Origin of the sequence: Anaeromyxobacter terrae (assembly GCF_022690685.1) — a bacterium.
In the GTDB taxonomy this organism is placed as follows: domain Bacteria; phylum Myxococcota; class Myxococcia; order Myxococcales; family Anaeromyxobacteraceae; genus Anaeromyxobacter; species Anaeromyxobacter terrae.
This window is the reverse complement of record NZ_JALCYY010000005.1, coordinates 37667-54480: the sequence shown is the minus strand read 5'-3', so window position 1 is coordinate 54480 and position 16814 is coordinate 37667. Positions and strand designations below refer to the sequence as shown.

The following is a 16814-nucleotide window of genomic DNA, read 5'->3' as shown; positions in this document are numbered from 1 at the left end:
ATGCGCCGGTCCATCGGCGTACGGCCCTGAGATGTGATGAATCCTGAGGGAGCAGCCCCCGGGTCAGCGCGATGTGCTCGCGCACGCCGCCGCGCGCTCGAGCAGCAGGTCGCGCTCGCGTGCGTTGCGCGTGAGCGCGGCCGCCCGCTCGAGCTCCGCTCGCGCCTCGTCGAGGCGGCCCAGCTTCGCGAGGAGGTCGCCTCGCACGCTCGGCAGGAGGTGGTAGCCGCGGAGCGACGGCTCCGCGGTGAGCGCGTCGACGAGCTCGAGGCCCGCGGCGGGACCGAACGCCATCGCGATCGCGACCGCGCGGTTCAGCTCCACGACCGGGGAGGGCGCGAGCTCCGCGAGCGCGTCGTAGAGCGCCGCGATCCGCGCCCAGTCCGTCTCTGCGGCGGTCCGAGCTCGCGCGTGGCAGGCGGCGATCGCGGCCTGCAACGCGTACGGCCCGAGGGCGGCGCCGACCTCCTCGGCGCGCGCGAGCGCCGCGAGACCACGGCGGATGAGCACCTGATCCCAGCCCGCCCGGTTCTGCTCCAGCAGGAGGACGGGCTCTCCCGACGGGCCGACCCGCGCCCCCGAGCGCGACGCCTGGATCTCCATGAGCGCGACGAGCCCGTGCACCTCCGGTTCGGCGGGGACGAGCTCGGCGAGGATGCGGCCGAGGCGGAGCGCGTCCTCGCAGAGCGCGGGTCGCATCCAGTCGTCACCGGCGGTCGCCGTGTAGCCCTCGTTGAAGACGAGGTAGACGACCTGGAGCACCGAGGACAGTCGGGCCGCGAACTCGGCGCCGCGGGGGACCTCGAAGGGAACGCGCGCCTCGGCGAGGGTCCGCTTGGCCCGGACGATCCGCTGGGCGACCGTCGCCTCCGGGACGAGGAACGCCCGCGCGATCTCCTCGGTCGTCAGGCCTCCCAGCAGCCGCAGGGTGAGCGCGACGCGCGCCTCGGTGGAGAGCACCGGGTGGCAGGAGATGAACACGAGGCGCAGGAGGTCGTCGCCGACGTGATCGTCGAGCGCGGCGTCGAGATCCGGCCCTTCCCGCTCCGCCTCGAGCTCGTGACCGAGCTCCTCGTGCTTGTCCTCGAGCCGCCTCCCCCGGCGCAGGAGGTCGATCGCGCGGTGCTTCGCGGTGGCCATGAGCCAGGCGCCCGGGTTCTCGGGAACGCCCGACTCCGGCCACCGCTCGAGCGCGGCGACGAGCGCGTCCTGCGCGAGCTCCTCGGCGACCCCGACGTCCCGCACGAACCGCGCGAGCCCGGCGATGAGCCTCGCCGACTCGATCCTCCACACCGCGACGATCGCGCGATGCGTCGCGGAGGCGTTCGCGTCCGCCTCCTCGCGCTCTCCACGCGCTCCCGGAACTCCCGCTCGTGCTCGCGCCACTCCTCGCCTTTCTACCGTCGCCACGGACGGCGCTCCGCCAGTTCGACGCGTGAACCGCTTTTTACCCGGCACGACCCGTCAGGCCTTCGGACGTCGGGCCGCGCGGCTCCCGGTGGGGTCCTATATTCCGCTGCCATGCGGGTGCACCTCGTCGACGGGACCTTCGAGCTGTTCCGGGCGCACTTCTCCAAGCGGCCCGGTCACCGCGCGCCCGCAGGGTGGGAGGCGAAGGCCACCGTGGGGCTCGCGAGCTCGCTGCTCGCGCTCCTGCACGACGAGACCGAGGCGGTCACCCACGTCGCGGTGGCGTTCGACAACCCCATCCGCTCCTTCCGGAACGATCTCTGGCCCGGCTACAAGACCGAGGACGGAGTGCCGCCGGAGCTGCTCGCGCAGTTCGACGCCGCCGAGGCGGCGGTCCGCGCGCTCGGCGTGACGGTCTGGTCGATGCGCGAGTTCGAGGCCGATGACGCGCTCGCCACCGGCGCCGCCCGCTTCCGCGACGCGGCGGTCCAGGTGCGCATCCTCTCGCCCGACAAGGATCTCGGGCAGTGCCTGTCCGGGCGCCAGGTCGTGCAGGTGGACCGCATCCGCAAGCGCGAGCTCGACGAGGGGGCGCTCCTCGCCCGCCGCGGCATCCGGCCGGAGAGCGTGCCCGACTACCTGGCGCTGGTCGGCGACGACGCCGACGGGATCCCCGGGCTCGCCGGCTTCGGAGAGCGGACCGCGTCGGCGCTGCTCGCGCAGCACGTCCACCTCGAGGACATCCCCCGGGACTCCGCGCGCTGGCCGGCGGGCATCCGCGGCGCAGCGACGCTCGCCCGCGAGCTCCACGCGAAACGGGAGGCGGCCGTCCTGTACCGGCGGCTCGCCACGCTCGTCAGCGACGTGCCGCTCGCGGAGTCGCTCGAGGACCTGTGCTGGCGGGGCATCCCGCGGGCGCGCTTCGAGGCGTGGTGCGACGAGCTCGGCGCGCGCTCGCTGCTCCCGGCGCTCGAGGCGCGCCGCGCGCGCTGGGTCGACGGGTGATGCACGCCGCGCCCGCCGCGGGCCCTCGGGCGGGACGCCGCATCACCCAAGAGGATGGATTTTTCCGCGCGGGCCGTCGGTTTCAGATCGTTGGCCGATGCGAGGTCGGGGATCGGCCCCGCCTCGGAACGGGGATCGCCGTCGCGCAGAAGCTGCGCACGCCGCGGTGCCCGGCACTCGGATCGCCTCCCATCCGGCGGTCGCGGAGGCGGTTCTCCCGCTCGGCGAGCCTCGTCCCCGGCGCATCCTCTGCGCCCTGACGCTCGCGGACGCGCGAGGTCCACATCCGCCGGGCGACGTGAAGGACAGTGACCGGACACTTCGTGTAATTTCCACGGCTTCCAGGAACTGTCCGGCGCAGACGGGAAGCAGCCCAGGGCTGGTGCCGGAGCGTCAGCTCTCTGGGCCGAAGATCTGCCTTTGGGCGCAGGTGGGAAGCAGTCGAGCACGAACAGTGAAGGCTCCCCGCTCGTGAGGATGCAGGGGAACCAAGGAAGAGGACATGACGACGAAGACCACGATCATCTGGACGGACATTGACGAAGCGCCTGCGCTGGCGACGTACTCGCTGCTCCCCATCGTCCAGGCCTTCACCCAGGGCACCGGCGTCTCCGTCGAGACGCGGGACATCTCGCTCGCCGGCCGGATCATCGCGAACTTCCCGGAGCAGCTGACCGAGAGCCAGCGGATCCCCGACTACCTCGGCCAGCTCGGCGAGCTCGCGCGGACGCCCGCGGCCAACATCATCAAGCTGCCGAACATCAGCGCCTCGATCCCGCAGCTCAAGGAGGCGATCAAGGAGCTGCAGGGGAAGGGCTACAAGCTCCCCGACTACCCGGAGAACCCGAAGGACGACGCCGAGAAGGCGCTCCAGGCGCGGTACGCGAAGTGCCTGGGCAGCGCCGTGAACCCGGTGCTGCGCGAGGGTAACTCCGACCGCCGCTCGCCGCTGTCCGTGAAGGCGTTCTCCAAGAAGAACCCGCACAAGCTCGGCGCCTGGAGCCCGGACTCGAAGTCCCACGTCGCGCACATGAGCGGCGGCGACTTCTACGGCAGCGAGAACTCCACGACGATCCAGAAGGCGACCGACTACCGGATCGAGTTCGTCTCGCCGGAGGGCGCGGCGACGGTCCTGAAGAAGAAGGCGCCGCTCAAGGAGGGCGAGATCATCGACACGTCGGTGATGAGCGCCCGCGCGCTGCGCAAGTTCTACGAGGAGCAGATCGAGGACGCGAAGAAGAACGACGTCCTGCTGTCGCTCCACCTCAAGGCCACCATGATGAAGGTCTCCGACCCCGTCATGTTCGGCCACGCCGTCACCGTCTTCTTCAAGGACGTCTTCGAGAAGCACGCGGCGGCGCTCAAGGAGGCCGGCGTCAACCCGAACCTCGGCCTCGGCGACCTCTACAAGAAGATCCAGGCGCTGCCTGCCGACAAGCGCGCGGAGATCGAGGGCGACATCAAGGCCGTCTACGCGAAGCGCCCGGCGCTCGCGATGGTCGACTCGGACAAGGGCATCACGAACCTGCACGTCCCGAACGACATCATCGTCGACGCGTCGATGCCGGTCGTCGTCCGCGAGTCCGGCAAGATGTGGGGGCCGGACGGGAAGCTCAAGGACACGAAGGCGATGATCCCGGATCGCTGCTACGCGACGATGTACCGGGAGATCATGGACGACTGCCGGAAGAACGGCGCGTTCAACCCCGCGACCATGGGGACGGTCCCGAACGTCGGCCTCATGGCGCAGCAGGCCGAGGAGTACGGCTCGCACGACAAGACCTTCATCGCCTCGGCGAACGGGACGATCCGGGTCGTCGACGACGGGACGGGCGCGACGCTGCTCGAGCAGAAGGTCGAGCAGGGCGACATCTTCCGCATGTGCCAGGCGAAGGACGCGCCGATCCGCGACTGGGTGAAGCTCGCGGTCACCCGCGCCCGCGCCTCGGGCGCGCCGGCGGTCTTCTGGCTCGACAAGGCCCGCGCGCACGACGCGCAGGTCATCGCGAAGGTCGAGAAGTACCTCAAGGACCACGACACGGTCGGCCTCGACATCCGCATCCTCGAGCCGGTCGAGGCGATGCGGTTCTCGGTGAAGCGGATCCGCCAGGGTCAGGACACGATCTCCGTCACCGGCAACGTGCTCCGTGACTACCTCACGGACCTGTTCCCGATCCTCGAGATCGGCACCAGCGCGAAGATGCTGTCGATCGTCCCGCTCCTCGCCGGCGGCGGCCTCTTCGAGACGGGGGCCGGCGGCTCGGCGCCCAAGCACGTCCAGCAGTTCGTGAAGGAGGGCTACCTCCGCTGGGACTCGCTCGGCGAGTTCTCCGCGCTGGGCGCGTCGCTGGAGCACATCGCCGCCACGTCGAAGAACGCGAAGGCCGCCGTCCTCGGCGAGGCCCTCGACAAGGCGATCGGCAAGTTCCTCGACAACAACAAGTCGCCGGCGCGCAAGGTCGGTCAGATCGACAACCGCGGGAGCCACTTCTACCTGGCCCTCTACTGGGCCGAGGCGCTGGCCGAGCAGACGAAGGACAAGGACCTCCAGGCGCGCTTCGCCAAGGTGGCGAAGCAGCTCGCGGAGAACGCCGCGAAGATCGACGCGGAGCTGATCGCGGCCCAGGGGAAGCCGGTCGACACGGGCGGCTACTACCGGCCCGACCCGAAGAAGACGGCTGCGGCGATGCGCCCCAGCCCGACGTTGAATGCAATCGTGGACGCTATGGTGTAGTGGCAGGGAATCGAACCAGATCTTCTCGAGGAGATAGAAATGGCTAGACCGAAGATTGCATTGATTGGTGGCGGTCAGATCGGCGGCGTGCTCGCCCAGCTCTGCGCGCTGCGCGAGCTCGGCGACGTGGTCCTCTTCGACATCGTCGAGGGGCTGCCCCAGGGGAAGACGCTCGACATCGCCGAGGCGGCGCCGGTCGACGGCTTCGACGTGAACCTGAAGGGCACGAACAGCTACGAGGACATCAAGGGCGCGAACGTCGTCATCGTCACCGCCGGCCTGCCGCGCAAGCCGGGGATGAGCCGTGACGACCTCATCGCCGTCAACTCGAAGATCATGACGTCCGTGGCCGAGGGCATCAAGCAGCACGCCCCGAACGCCTTCGTCATCGTGATCTCGAACCCGCTCGACGCGATGGTGACGCTCTGCCAGCGGATCACCGGGTTCCCGCACAACCGCGTGGTCGGCCAGGCCGGCGTGCTCGACTCGGCGCGCTTCGCCGCGTTCATCGCGTGGGAGCTGGGCGTCTCCGTGAAGGACGTCACGGCGGTCACGCTGGGCGGCCACGGCGACGACATGGTGCCCCTCGTCCGGTACACCAGCGTCTGCGGCATCCCGGTGATGGAGCTCCTCGAGCAGAAGTATGGCGCCGCCAAGGCCGCCGAGGTCATGGCGGCCATGGTGAAGCGCACCCGCGGCGCGGGCGGTGAGGTCGTCGCCCTGCTCAAGACGGGCAGCGCCTTCTACTCGCCCGCCTCCAGCGCCATCGCGATGGCCGAGGCGTTCCTCAAGGACTCGAAGCGGGTCCTCCCGACCTGCGCCTTCCTCAAGGGCGAGTTCGGCGTCGACGGCCTCTACGTCGGCGTGCCGGTCGTCATCGGCGCGGGCGGCGCGGAGCGGATCCTCCAGCTGAAGCTCAACGCGGAGGAGCAGGCGATGATGGACAAGTCGGTGAAGGCGGTCCGGGATCTCGTCGGCAGCATGAAGTAGATCCTCCCGCGACTCGAAGATCGAAGCCCCGGTCGCCGAGAGGTGACCGGGGCTTCCGTTTCTGGACGGTGAGGGGATGACGCAGCCGTCACCTGCGGTCGGACGGCGTGCCGGCGAGGCGGCTCACCGCGCGCCGGCGTCCGGGGTCGCGGCGGGCAGGGCTCCGGTGAGCCCTGCCTCCTCGGCGGTGATCCGGGCGAAGACGGACCAGTCGAGCCCGCCGTAGCCGCGCGCGAGCGCCGCCAGCATGCGATCGCGGATCAGGCTCGCGAGGGGGAGCGGGACCGCGAGCCGCTCTCCGGCCTCGAGCAGCAGCCGGTTGTCCTTGATGCCGAGCGGGAGCGCGAACCCCGGGGGCGAGAACCGCTCCTCGAGCAGGAGGCTGCCGTACCCGCGGTAGACCGGCGCGTCGAAGAGCGTGCCCAGCAGCACGTCCAGGAACTGGCGCCGATCGACCCCCGCCTTCGCGACGACGGCGGTCGCCTCGGCCAGCCCCTCGATGGCGGCGGTGATGAGGAAGTTCCCCGCGAGCTTCACGATGTTCGCCTCGGCGGGGCGCTCGCCGACGACGAACACCCGCTGGCCCATCGCCTGGAGCAGCGGCATGGCCTGGGTGACGGCGGGCTCGCGCCCCGCGGCGACGATCGAGAGCCGGGCCGCTGCGGCGGCGTCGGGTCGGCCGAACACGGGCGCCGATACGAACTGGCGCCCCGCCTCCTCGTGCTGGCGCGCCAGCCGCTCCGCCGTGTCCGCGCCGATCGTGCTCATCGACACGTGCACCCCGCCGCGCGGCAGGCCGGGGAGGAGCCCGTCCGGGCCGGAGACCACGGCCTCGAGCGCGCGGTCGTCGGAGACCATCGTGAGCACGAAGCCGGCGCGCGCCGCCTCTCCCGGCGTGCTCGCGACGGTCGCCCCGTCGGTCGCGAGGGCCTGGGCGCGAGCGGGCGTCCTGTTCCAGACGGTCACGCGGTGACCCGCGCGCAGGAGGCTGCGCGCCATGTGCTGCCCCATCGAACCCAGCCCGATGAACCCCACGTCCATGATCGCCCCCGTTCGTCATCAGTAACCACCGCCGCCGGCAGCTGCCGCCGCGGCGGCGCTCGCCCCGCTCGACCGGCGCTCACGCGCCGGTGCCCTCGTCGCGGCGATCCTGGACGAGCCCGGCCCCGCGCGCCTCCTCCTCGAGGAACGCCCACAGCGCCGCGATGCGCGGAACGTCGCGCAAGGCGCGGTGCGCGACGAGCCAGAGCGCGCCCCCGCGCAGCGGCGGCAGCGAGCGGCGGAGCGCCGGCGCGAGCGTGATCTCCACGAGGCCGCAGACCTTCGCGGTGTGCGGATCGGACAGGAGGACCCCCGTGCCCGCGGAGGCGGCCGCGAACTGCGCCCCCATGTGGCTGGTCTTGAGCACGACCGACGTCTGCGGCACCCGCTGCGCCACCAGCTGGGCGGGCGGCAGATGGCCGAGGTCGTCACCCCAGGTGATCCAGCGGGCCTCGTCGAGGCGGCGCAGCACGCCCAGCTCGGACGCGTACGCCGGGGCGCCGTACACCCCGCCGCGCGTCTCTCCGAGCTTCTTCACCACCAGGTCCCCCGAGGCGGGGCGCGTCGTCCGCAGCGCCAGGTCGGCCTCGCGGCGGGTCAGGTCCGCGTAGGTAACGCTCGCGTCGATGGAGAGCCGGAGGCGCGGGTGACGGCGGAGGAGCCGCGGCAGCGCGGGCGCCACGAGGAACTCGGCCACCCCGGGCGGCGCGGTCAGCCGGACCTCGCCCTCGGGCAGCGCCTCTCGCCCCTGAACGGCGAGCGCGAGGCCGGCGGCGGCCCGCTCCATGGCCTCGGCGTGCGGCCCGAGCTCCTCTGCGAGCGCCGTGGGGAGGACGCCGTCCGGAGTCCGATCGAACAGGTGGGCGCCGAGCGCTCTCTCGAGCGCGTCGAGCCGGCGCGAGGCGGTGGAGGCGTTCACGCCGAGCCGCGCGCCGGCGCCGGAGAAGGAGCGGGCCTGCAGGAGCGCCAGCAGCACCTGCGCGTCGTCCCAGCGGAGCCTTTGCATGGATGCAGAGCTAGCCCGCAAGACTGCGCATTGCCATGCGCCCGTGCGGGGGCCAGATCCCGGAACGTCAGGACACGAAAGGACCCCACGCCATGACCCTCCCGGAGAATGCAGCGCAGAGCAGCAAGCCCGATCGGCCCGTCGATCCCGGCCCGCCGGAGCTCCACGTCGTCTTCGGCGCCGGGCAGATCGGTACCCGCCTCGCGACGGAGCTCCTCTCCCGCGGCCTCCGCGTCCGGATGGTCCGACGCGGTCAGCCGGCCCACCCGCTCCCCGGCGTGGAGTGGCGCCGCGCCGACGTCGCAGACCGCGAGGCCGCCGCCGAGGCCGCCCGCGGCGCGGCGGTGGTCTACGACTGCGCCAACCCGGCGGAGTACCACCGCTGGGACGAGCTGCTCCCGCCGCTGAAGCGGGGCGTGCGCGAGGCCGCCGCCCGCGCCGGCGCGCGGCTCGTGGTGCTCGACTGCCTGTACATGTACGGGAGCCCGGACCGCACGCCGTTCGACGAGGACACGCCCATGCGCCCCTGCAGCCACAAGGGCGAGCTGCGGGCGATGCTGGCGCGCGAGCTCTCCGAGGCGCACGCGCGAGGCGAGGTCCGGGCCACGACCGGCCGCGCCTCCGACTACTTCGGGCCCGACGTGCCGACGGCGCTCCTCGGCGCCCGCTTCGCCGAGCGGATCCTCGCGGGGAAGCCCATCGAGATGGGCGGCGACCCCGACCAGCCCCACGGGTACAGCTACGGGCCCGACGTGGCCCGCGGCCTCGCGGTGCTGGGCGCGAACCCGTCCGCCGATGGGAAGGTGTGGCACCTCCCGCTCTCGTGGACCGGCACCACGCGCGGCCTCGTCGAGGCGATCGGCGCGGCGCTGGGCCGGCGCGGGCGGGTGCGCCCGATGCCCGACTGGCTCATGCGCGCGGCAGGCCTCCTGAGCCCCGTGCTCGGAGCCGCCGCCGAGATGACCTACCAGTGGAAGGTGCCCTACGTCATCGACGACCGGCGCTTCCGCGAGGCCTTCGGGGTGGAGCCCACCGCCCCCGAGGTTGCGGTGGCCGAGACCGCCGAGTGGATCCGCTCGCTCGCGCCGGCGCGGGCGGCCTGAGGAAAGGGGAGCCGGCCCGGCGAACGGAGCGATCGCGGCTTCTGCGCGACCTCGAGGCTCCCCGAGCCGTCAGGCCGCGAACACCATCTCCTCGGAGGGGCAGGGCGCGAGGACCGACTGCGTGCCCCGGTACAGCGGCGTCAGATCGGGGAAGGGCGCCGGGACGTGCGGGGCGGCCGGGTCGAAGGCGTGCCGCAGCGTCTCCTTGCCGTGCGCGAGCGCGGTGCAGACCAGGCCGTGTCCGAAGGGGAGGTCGTAAGCGGGCAGCTCGGCCACCGCGCCGTGCCAGATGGCGTCCTCGAGCGCGTCGAACGCGGCCTGGACGTCCGAGAGCTCGAAGCCCGCCTCGGACCGCTCGCGCGCGATCTGACGCACGTACGCGAGCAGCTCGCTGACGTCGCGCGCGCGGATGGCATCCGTCAGCCGATGATAGAGCTCCTCGATGCGGCGCCGCGTCGCCAGAGTTCCGTCGCGGCCGTAGCGCGCGATCTCCTCGGTCGCGTGCGCGGCCTCCTCCACGATGGCCGGCTCGTACGTGATCAGCAGGTCCTCGACGTTCATGGCCGACCGTTCTCCCCGGGGCGAGGATCCGCCCACGATGGGCGCACCTTAGCGAGGTTTGCTGGATGAGGAAAAGGCATTCTGGGAATGGCTACGATAACCGCCAGGCATGGCACGCACGCCGGCGAACGCGAGCGCCCGCGAACCCGACCCGGCGGGTCTGGCGGAGCGCCCGGCGTGGCTTGCAGAGCGGCATCCCGGGGTGCGAGTGTGGCGTCCCGCCACGCCCATGGAGAGCCGGTGAACGTCCTCGTCCTGAACTGCGGCAGCTCGTCGGTGAGGTTCGCCGTCGTCCACTCGTCGAACGGTCACGAGCACGTCTCGGGGATCGCGCAGCACCTGGGGACCCCACAGGCGACGCTCGAGCTCCAGCACGAGGGGCGCAAGCGGTCGCGGCCCCTGGACGGCGGCGGCGACCACGAGGCGGCCCTGCGCGCGGTGGTGGAGGTCCTGCGCGAGGTGGGGCTCGCCGATCGGATGCTGGGCATCGGGCACCGCGTCGTCCACGGCGGGGCGAGGTTCTCGGGGTCGATGTTCATCACCCCGGAGGTCGTCGCCAAGATCGAGGAGTGCGTCCACCTCGGCCCGCTCCACAATCCGCCCAACCTGCTCGGCATCCGCCTCGCGCAGCAGCTCTTCCCGAAGGTGCCCCAGGTCGCGGTCTTCGACACCGCGTTCCACCAGACGATGCCGCCGCGAGCGTACCTGTACGCGGTCCCGTACGAGTGGTTCGAGCAGCACGAGGTGCGACGCTACGGGTTCCACGGCACGAGCCACCACTACGTGTCGCTGCGGGCGGTGACGCAGCTCGGTCTCGATCCGGAGGACCACGCGATCGTCACGGCGCACCTCGGCAACGGCTGCTCGCTCGCGGCGGTCCGCAACGGCAAGAGCCTGGACACGACGATGGGCCTCACGCCGCTCGACGGCGTGGTCATGGACACGCGCAGCGGCTCCATCGACCCCTCGATCATCGCGCACATGAAGACGTCGCTCGGGTGCGACGCCGATCACGTGATGGACGAGCTGAACAAGAGCTCCGGCCTGCTCGGCCTCTCGGGGCTCAGCGCCGACATGCTGACCTTGCAGCGCGCCGCGGAGGGCGGGCACGAGCGCGCCGCGCTCGCGATCGACAAGTTCTGCCACTCCGTCGCGAAGGCCGCGGCGGGCATGACCGTCGCGCTCGGGCGGCTCGACGCGCTCGTCTTCACCGGCGGCATCGGCGAGAACGCGGCCCACGTGCGCGCCAAGGTCGTGGAGCTGCTCGGCTTCACCGGGCTCGTGCTCGATCCGGACGCGAACGCCACCCACGGAAAGGCGCTGTGCGGCCGGGTGACCCGGACCACGCGCCCGATGGCGGCGGTGGTCCAGACGAACGAGGAGCTCATGATCGCGATGGACACCGCCGCCGTCATCGAGCGGACGCAGGCTCCGGCGGCGCGCCGGGAGCGCTGACGCACCCGCGTCGCCGGCGGCCACGCGGCCGGCGGAAGGCGGGGTGGGGTGACGTGCGCCGCGGTGGGCGCGGAGCCGCTTGCTCGCCGGGACCGATCCGGCTCGGCTACGATGCACGCCCGGTCGAAAAGCAACCGTCGGTGCGCGGAAGGCCCGACGCGCGAGCTGCGGTGCTCCAGGGAGGGAACATGAACGTCACCTGCCGCGGCGCCGCCGCGCTCGCGCTCTGCGCTCTCGTCGCCTGCAGCAGCAGCGACAAGCCAGCCCCGGGGATCCCGGGCAATCGCCCGCCGATCGCGCAGGCCGGGTTCGATCGCTCGGTCGGCAAGAACGCCGTCGTCACGCTGGACGGCTCGGCGAGCGTGGACCCCGAGGCCTTCCCCCTCACGCACCTCTGGTCGATGGTCTCGAGGCCGGCGGGGAGCACCGCGATCCTGCAGGACCCCACCTCGGAGGTCACGCGGTTCACCGCGGACGTCCCGGGCCTCTACGTCGTGCGCCTTCAGGTCTCCGACGGCCTGAACCCGCCCGTGAACGACGAGGTGACCATCACCTGCGAGAACCAGCCGCCGGTCGCCAGCGCCGGCGCGGACCGCGAGGGCAGTCGCGGCGTCGCGCTCTCGATCTCGGGCGCGGCGAGCCACGATCCCGATGGCGATCCCATCAGCTACGCATGGACCCTGGTGTCGCGCCCCATCGGCAGCGCGGCGGCCCTGTCCGGCGTGGCCACCGCCGCCGCCTCGATCACCCCCGACGTCTTCGGCACGTACGTGGTCCGGCTGACGGTGAGCGACGGCGCGCTCTCCTCGGCGGACGACGTGACCCTCACCGTGCGCAACCACGCGCCGGTGGCAAACGCCGGCCCGGATCTGGAGTCGAACGACGGCGCCACGCTGGCCCTCTCGGCGAGCGCCTCGACCGACCCGGACGGCGACCCGCTCACCTGCGCCTGGACCCTAACCGCCCGCCCGACCGGCAGCGGCGCGGCGCTCTCCGACGCGGCCGCGTGCAGCCCGACGGTGACCTTCGACGCCGAGGGCGTCTACGCCTTCTCGCTCCTCGTGAGCGACGGCTCGCTCGTGAGCGTGGCCGCCGACGTCGTCCAGGTCACGGTGCACAGGAAGGTCTGGCTGCTGGGCCACTCGGTGGTGGACGCCGAGTACTCGCGGCCGCTCGACCGCGTGGTGACGGTGGGGACCTCGCCCAATCGCCTCTACGTCGCCGATCCCGTCGCGGGGACCGAGCAGTCCGTGGTCCTCTCGCTCGCGCCGACCGCCGTGAGCGTTTCGCCGGACGGGCTCCACGCCGCCGTCGGCCACAACGGCTACGTGTCGTACGTGCGGCTCTCGCCCGCGCCGGTCACCGTGGAGAGGGTCATCGCGACCACCGCCGACGTCTTCGACGTGGTGCTGGCGGGGAACGGCTTCGCGTACGCGTTCCCCCGCATCGATCAGTGGGTGGAGATCCACTGCCTGAACGTCTCGACCGGCGTCGAGACGCTGAGCTCGAGCTGGGCCATCTACGAGCGGACCAAGGCGAAGCTGCATCCCGGCGGCGCGGCCATCTACGGCGAAGGCACCACCGGCTCACCCTTGGACCTCGAGAAGTACGACATCACGGCCGGCACGGCGAAGTACCTGTACGACTCGCCGTACCACGGCGACTACGCCATGTGCGGGGACCTCTGGATCTCGGAGGACGGGCTGCAGATCTTCACCGCCTGCGGCAACACCTTCCACTCGAACACCACGGCCGGCTCGGCGTCGGGCGCGGACATGACCTACGCCGGCGCCCTGGAGGCGACCTCGCGCGTGCGCTGGGTGGATCACTCGCTCGCGGCGCGCCAGGTGCTTGCGATCCCGGCCGACGGCTCGACCTACCCTCCGCAGCCGGCCGCCGACGCGGAGCTCCGGGTGTTCGGCGACGACTTCCTCGCCAGGCAGGAGACGATCGCGTTTCCGCGCGTCGGCGTGGGCGGCAAGGGCTTCCTGGCGCACGGGCGGTTCGCGTTCTTCTCCAGCGACGGCGCGAGGCGCTTCGTCCTCTTCGAGGTGGACGCCAGTTCGGGGCTGCTGACGCCGTACGGGGTCGTCGGGTACTGACACCGTTCGCCGTCGCGGCCGCTCGGGGCCGGCTCGTCGCGCCCTCCGCGCGGCGCGCCGGCCCTTCGCGCTCGGCGCTCGCGAGCGAGGTCGGGCTCGCCTCACCTCGCGGGATCGAGCGCCGGGTACCGGAACTCCATCGGCACCTTCACGTCCGGGTGGAGGCTCCGCGCCACCGGGCACGTGCGCGCGATCTCCTCGAGGCGCGCCCGCTCCTCGGGGCGCGCCTCGCGCGGCATGTCGATGACGAGCACCAGCTCGCCGATGCGGCGCGGCGGCGGCGTCATGCGCTTCTCCACCTCAGCGCGGGCGTCGCCCCACGCCAGCCCCTCGCGCTGGGCCACGAGCGCCATCGTGCTGAGCGCGCACGAGGCGAGCGCCGCTCCCACGAGGTCGGTCGGCGAGAAGCTCTGCCCGGTGCCGCCGTTGTCCCTGGGCGGCACGGTGGTGAGGGTGGTGCCGGAGGGGCCGTGGGTGAGCAGGCAGGTGAGGCCCTCGATCTGGGCGGACATCCGTACGCCGGGTACGCCGGCCATGAGCGACCTCCTCGGAAAGGGACGCGTGGAGAGTGTAGCCGGCGCGGAGGGCCCGCGCGCCCCAGGTGTTTCCCCGTTCGAGGCCGCGGGTGTATGGCAGGTGGATGCTCGACGCCCGCGTCCTCGCGTTCACCGGCATCGCCGCGCTCATCACCCTCACGCCGGGGGCCGACACCATGCTCGTCGTCCGCAGCGCGCTCGTCCGCGGGCGCCGCGCCGGCATGCTCACGGTCCTCGGCGTCTGCGCCGGCCTCTTCGTCCACGCCACGCTGTCCGCGCTCGGGCTCTCGGTGATCCTCGTGCGCTCGGCGAGGGCCTTCGAGATCGTGAAGCTCGCCGGCGCCGCCTACCTCGTCTTCCTGGGCCTCCAGGCGATCTGGAGCGCGGCGCGCAGCGGCGCCGTCATCGCGCAGGCCGCGGAGCCGATCGGCGCTCATCGCGCCTTCGTGGAGGGGATGCTGAACAACGTCCTGAACCCCAAGGTCGCGATCTTCTACCTCGCCTTCCTGCCGCAGTTCATCGGCCCCGGCGACCCGGTGCTGGCGAAGTCGATCCTCCTCGCCGGCATCCACTTCACCGAAGGCGTCATCTGGCTGTCGCTCGTCACCCTGTTCGTCGCGCGGATCCGTGGCGTGCTCGCCGACCCCAAGGTGAACCGCGCGCTGGAGAGCGCCACCGGCCTCCTGCTCATCGGGTTCGGCGTGCGGCTGGCCACGGCCCGGCGCTGAGGCCGGGCGCGTCCGCCGCCCCCGCGGGCCCCTCGCTCGCCAGGACGAGCGCCTCGAGCCAGCGCAGGACCGTGGCCACGCGCGCGGTCGCCCGCAGCTCGGGGTGCGTCACCGCCCAGATCTCGTTCGGCGGCGGCCGGAGGGAGGGCAGCACCGCCGCGAACGCCGGGTCGTCGCGCACCGTGCTCACCGTGAGGAGCGCGATGCCCGCGCCGGCGGCGCACGCGGCGTGCATCGTCGTGGTCGTGCTGGCGCGGACGGCGACGCGCGCTCCGGCCGCGGTCTGGCGCACCCAGGACTGCGTGCGCATCCGGTCGAAGTCCTGGTCGTAGAGGATGAGGTCGTGCCGCGCGAGGTCGCGCGGGTGGCGCGGCGTGCCGCGGCGGGCGAGGTAGGCGGGCGCGGCGAAGAACGCGTAGCGCTCGAGGCCGAGGCGGCGCGCCACGAGCGATCGCTCCCGCGGGCGGAAGAGGCGGACCGCGACGTCGGCCTCGCCGCGGGTGAGATCCAGGGCGCGGACGTCGGCGCGGATCTCCAGCGTGAGGCCGGGGTGGGCCTCGAGGAACGCGGGCAGGGCGGGCGCGAGGACGAAGGAGGCGAAGCCGTCGCCGGTCGTGACGCGCACGGAGCCCGTCGGGCGCGAGTCGGCGCCCGAGAGGGCGCGCTCGGCCTCGAGCAGCTCCGCCTCCACGCGCTCCGCGTGCGGCAGGAGCCGCTGCGCGGCCGCGCTCGGCGCGAGGCCCTCCGGCGTGCGGGTGAAGAGACGCGCCCCGACGGCGGCCTCCAGCGCGGCCAGGCGCCGGCCGACGGTGGTGGAGGCGGTGTGCAGCGCGCGCGCGGCGCCGGCGTGGCTGCGGGCACGGTGGACGGCGAGGAAGATGCGGAGGTCGTCCCAGGCGAACATGCGCCTCATCTTGTCCGAGACCGTGCATCCGTGCACGCCCGGAGTGCACAAACGTGCAGATACGCCGGCGGGCGGAGCGGGCAAGATCTGGCTCGAGGGCGGCGGGGAAGCCGTCGCCGGAAGCGAGGAAGGCGTCATGTTCGGAGCTTGGCCGTTCGGGTGGAGCGATCGGGGTACGGGCAGCCGGGTTCTCCCGGCGGAGGCGACGACGCGGGTGCAGCCGGGCCGCCGCGGGGTGGTCCTCCGCGCGGAGGCCGGGCTCCTCCACGTCACGCAGTCGGGCGATCCCGAGGACCACGTCCTCTCGGCCGGCGAGGAGCTGCGGCTGCCGGGCCGCGGGCGCGTCGTGGCCTTCGCGCTCGCGCCCTCGCGCCTCTTCGTGTCCGAGCCGCGGCGCGAGGTGACCGCTGCCCGCCCCGCGGCTATCCTCCCGGCCTCCGTTCAGCGAGGGTGAGGCGCGTGCTCGAGATCGTCATCGGAAACAAGAACTACTCGTCGTGGTCGATGCGGGCCTGGCTCGCGCTCGAGCTGACGGGGGCGCCGTACCGGGAGCTCCGGGTCCCGCTCGACCGGCCGGACACCGCGCGGCGGATCCGCGAGTTCTCGCCCGCCGGCCGCGTGCCGGTCCTCCGCGACGAGGGGCTCGTCGTCTGGGACTCGCTCGCCATCTGCGAGCACCTCGCGGAGAGGTTCCCTGCGGCGGGGCTCTGGCCCGCGGACCGCGGCGCGCGGGCGGTGGCCCGGGCCGTGTCGGCGGAGATGCACTCGGGCTTCCAGGCCCTGCGCTCGACCCTGCCGATGAACGTGCGGCTCCGCCGGACGGTCGGCCCGCTGGCGCCGGAGGTGCTCGCCGACGTCACCCGCATCCGCGAGATCTGGCGGGAGCTCCGCTCCGTCCCGCGCGACGGCGAGTACCTGTTCGGCCGGTTCGGCATCGCCGACGCCATGTTCGCCCCGGTGGTCGGCCGGTTTCGCACCTACGGCGTCGCGCTGGACGGCCCGGAGGCCGCGTACGCCGACGCGGTCTGGCGTCACCCCGCCGTCGTGAAGTGGGTCGCGGGCGCCGCGGCGGAGCAGGAGTCCATCTCGAAGTACGACCGGGCCTAGGACCGGCAGGCACCACTCCATCCCGGAGAAGTACGACCGGCGACTCGGCCCGGGCGGCGGACGAGCTGCTGCCCGCGCGCGTGGCCTGATCCGCGGGCTCCGGTAGCGCGCCGCGGGCGGCGAGAGAGGCCT

Annotated in this window: 15 protein-coding genes; 9 read left to right on the top strand and 6 right to left on the bottom strand. The window is 72.8% G+C overall.

The features are described 5' to 3' along the window. Positions 1 to 63 precede the first annotated feature (63 nt). Positions 64 to 1302, bottom strand: a complete 1239-nt coding sequence (locus MNY62_RS03365; protein ID WP_242342780.1) for an RNA polymerase sigma factor — start codon at positions 1300 to 1302, stop codon at positions 64 to 66. 219 nt (positions 1303 to 1521) lie between these two features. Here MNY62_RS03365 and MNY62_RS03360 point away from each other — a divergent pair, with 219 nt between their 5' ends. The 3 genes from MNY62_RS03360 (at position 1522) to mdh (ending at position 6139) form a co-directional block, all read left to right on the top strand. Next, complete coding sequence (locus MNY62_RS03360) at positions 1522 to 2415, top strand: 5'-3' exonuclease (protein ID WP_242342684.1); 894 nt, start codon at positions 1522 to 1524, stop codon at positions 2413 to 2415. Between the two features lie 502 nt (positions 2416 to 2917). Then, a complete protein-coding gene (locus MNY62_RS03355; RefSeq protein ID WP_242342683.1) occupies positions 2918 to 5149 on the top strand; it encodes an NADP-dependent isocitrate dehydrogenase in 2232 nt (743 codons plus the stop codon). 39 nt (positions 5150 to 5188) lie between these two features. Beyond that, a complete protein-coding gene (gene mdh / locus MNY62_RS03350) occupies positions 5189 to 6139 on the top strand; it encodes a malate dehydrogenase (protein ID WP_242342682.1) in 951 nt (316 codons plus the stop codon). 123 nt (positions 6140 to 6262) lie between these two features. On the opposite strand, the gene MNY62_RS03345 is transcribed toward mdh, so the two are convergent. Both MNY62_RS03345 and MNY62_RS03340 read right to left on the bottom strand, forming a co-directional pair. Then, positions 6263 to 7180, bottom strand: a complete 918-nt coding sequence (locus MNY62_RS03345) for an NAD(P)-dependent oxidoreductase (protein WP_242342681.1) — start codon at positions 7178 to 7180, stop codon at positions 6263 to 6265. Positions 7181 to 7259: 79 nt separating this feature from the next. Then, positions 7260 to 8186, bottom strand: coding sequence for a LysR family transcriptional regulator (locus MNY62_RS03340; protein ID WP_242342680.1), 927 nt, complete (start codon positions 8184 to 8186; stop codon positions 7260 to 7262). Positions 8187 to 8278: 92 nt separating this feature from the next. Here MNY62_RS03340 and MNY62_RS03335 point away from each other — a divergent pair, with 92 nt between their 5' ends. Beyond that, entirely contained in the window at positions 8279 to 9289 is a 1011-nt protein-coding gene (locus MNY62_RS03335) for an NAD-dependent epimerase/dehydratase family protein (protein WP_242342679.1), read from the top strand. Between the two features lie 69 nt (positions 9290 to 9358). Here the strand turns inward: MNY62_RS03335 and MNY62_RS03330 are convergent, their stop codons facing one another. Next, a complete protein-coding gene (locus tag MNY62_RS03330) occupies positions 9359 to 9850 on the bottom strand; it encodes an RsbRD N-terminal domain-containing protein (RefSeq protein ID WP_242342678.1) in 492 nt (163 codons plus the stop codon). Between the two features lie 240 nt (positions 9851 to 10090). Here MNY62_RS03330 and MNY62_RS03325 point away from each other — a divergent pair, with 240 nt between their 5' ends. Both MNY62_RS03325 and MNY62_RS03320 read left to right on the top strand, forming a co-directional pair. Beyond that, a complete protein-coding gene (locus tag MNY62_RS03325; RefSeq protein ID WP_242342677.1) occupies positions 10091 to 11305 on the top strand; it encodes an acetate/propionate family kinase in 1215 nt (404 codons plus the stop codon). 140 nt (positions 11306 to 11445) lie between these two features. Further along, entirely contained in the window at positions 11446 to 13407 is a 1962-nt protein-coding gene (locus MNY62_RS03320) for a PKD domain-containing protein (RefSeq protein ID WP_242342676.1), read from the top strand. Between the two features lie 101 nt (positions 13408 to 13508). Here MNY62_RS03320 and MNY62_RS03315 read toward each other — a convergent pair whose 3' ends face one another. Then, complete coding sequence (locus MNY62_RS03315) at positions 13509 to 13943, bottom strand: OsmC family protein (RefSeq protein ID WP_242342675.1); 435 nt, start codon at positions 13941 to 13943, stop codon at positions 13509 to 13511. A gap of 104 nt (positions 13944 to 14047) precedes the next feature. Between MNY62_RS03315 and MNY62_RS03310 the strand changes: the two genes are divergently transcribed. Beyond that, positions 14048 to 14671, top strand: a complete 624-nt coding sequence (locus MNY62_RS03310; protein WP_242342674.1) for a LysE family translocator — start codon at positions 14048 to 14050, stop codon at positions 14669 to 14671. On the opposite strand, the gene MNY62_RS03305 is transcribed toward MNY62_RS03310, so the two are convergent. Continuing rightward, positions 14631 to 15575: a LysR family transcriptional regulator gene (locus MNY62_RS03305; protein WP_242342673.1), complete on the bottom strand. Its 945-nt coding sequence runs from the start codon at positions 15573 to 15575 to the stop codon at positions 14631 to 14633. The genes MNY62_RS03310 and MNY62_RS03305 overlap by 41 nt on opposite strands. A 136-nt stretch (positions 15576 to 15711) precedes the next feature. Here MNY62_RS03305 and MNY62_RS03300 point away from each other — a divergent pair, with 136 nt between their 5' ends. Both MNY62_RS03300 and MNY62_RS03295 read left to right on the top strand, forming a co-directional pair. After that, positions 15712 to 16029: a DUF2917 domain-containing protein gene (locus MNY62_RS03300; protein ID WP_242342672.1), complete on the top strand. Its 318-nt coding sequence runs from the start codon at positions 15712 to 15714 to the stop codon at positions 16027 to 16029. Between the two features lie 5 nt (positions 16030 to 16034). Beyond that, complete coding sequence (locus MNY62_RS03295) at positions 16035 to 16682, top strand: glutathione S-transferase family protein (protein WP_279426199.1); 648 nt, start codon at positions 16035 to 16037, stop codon at positions 16680 to 16682. The last annotated feature ends 132 nt before the right edge of the window (positions 16683 to 16814 follow it).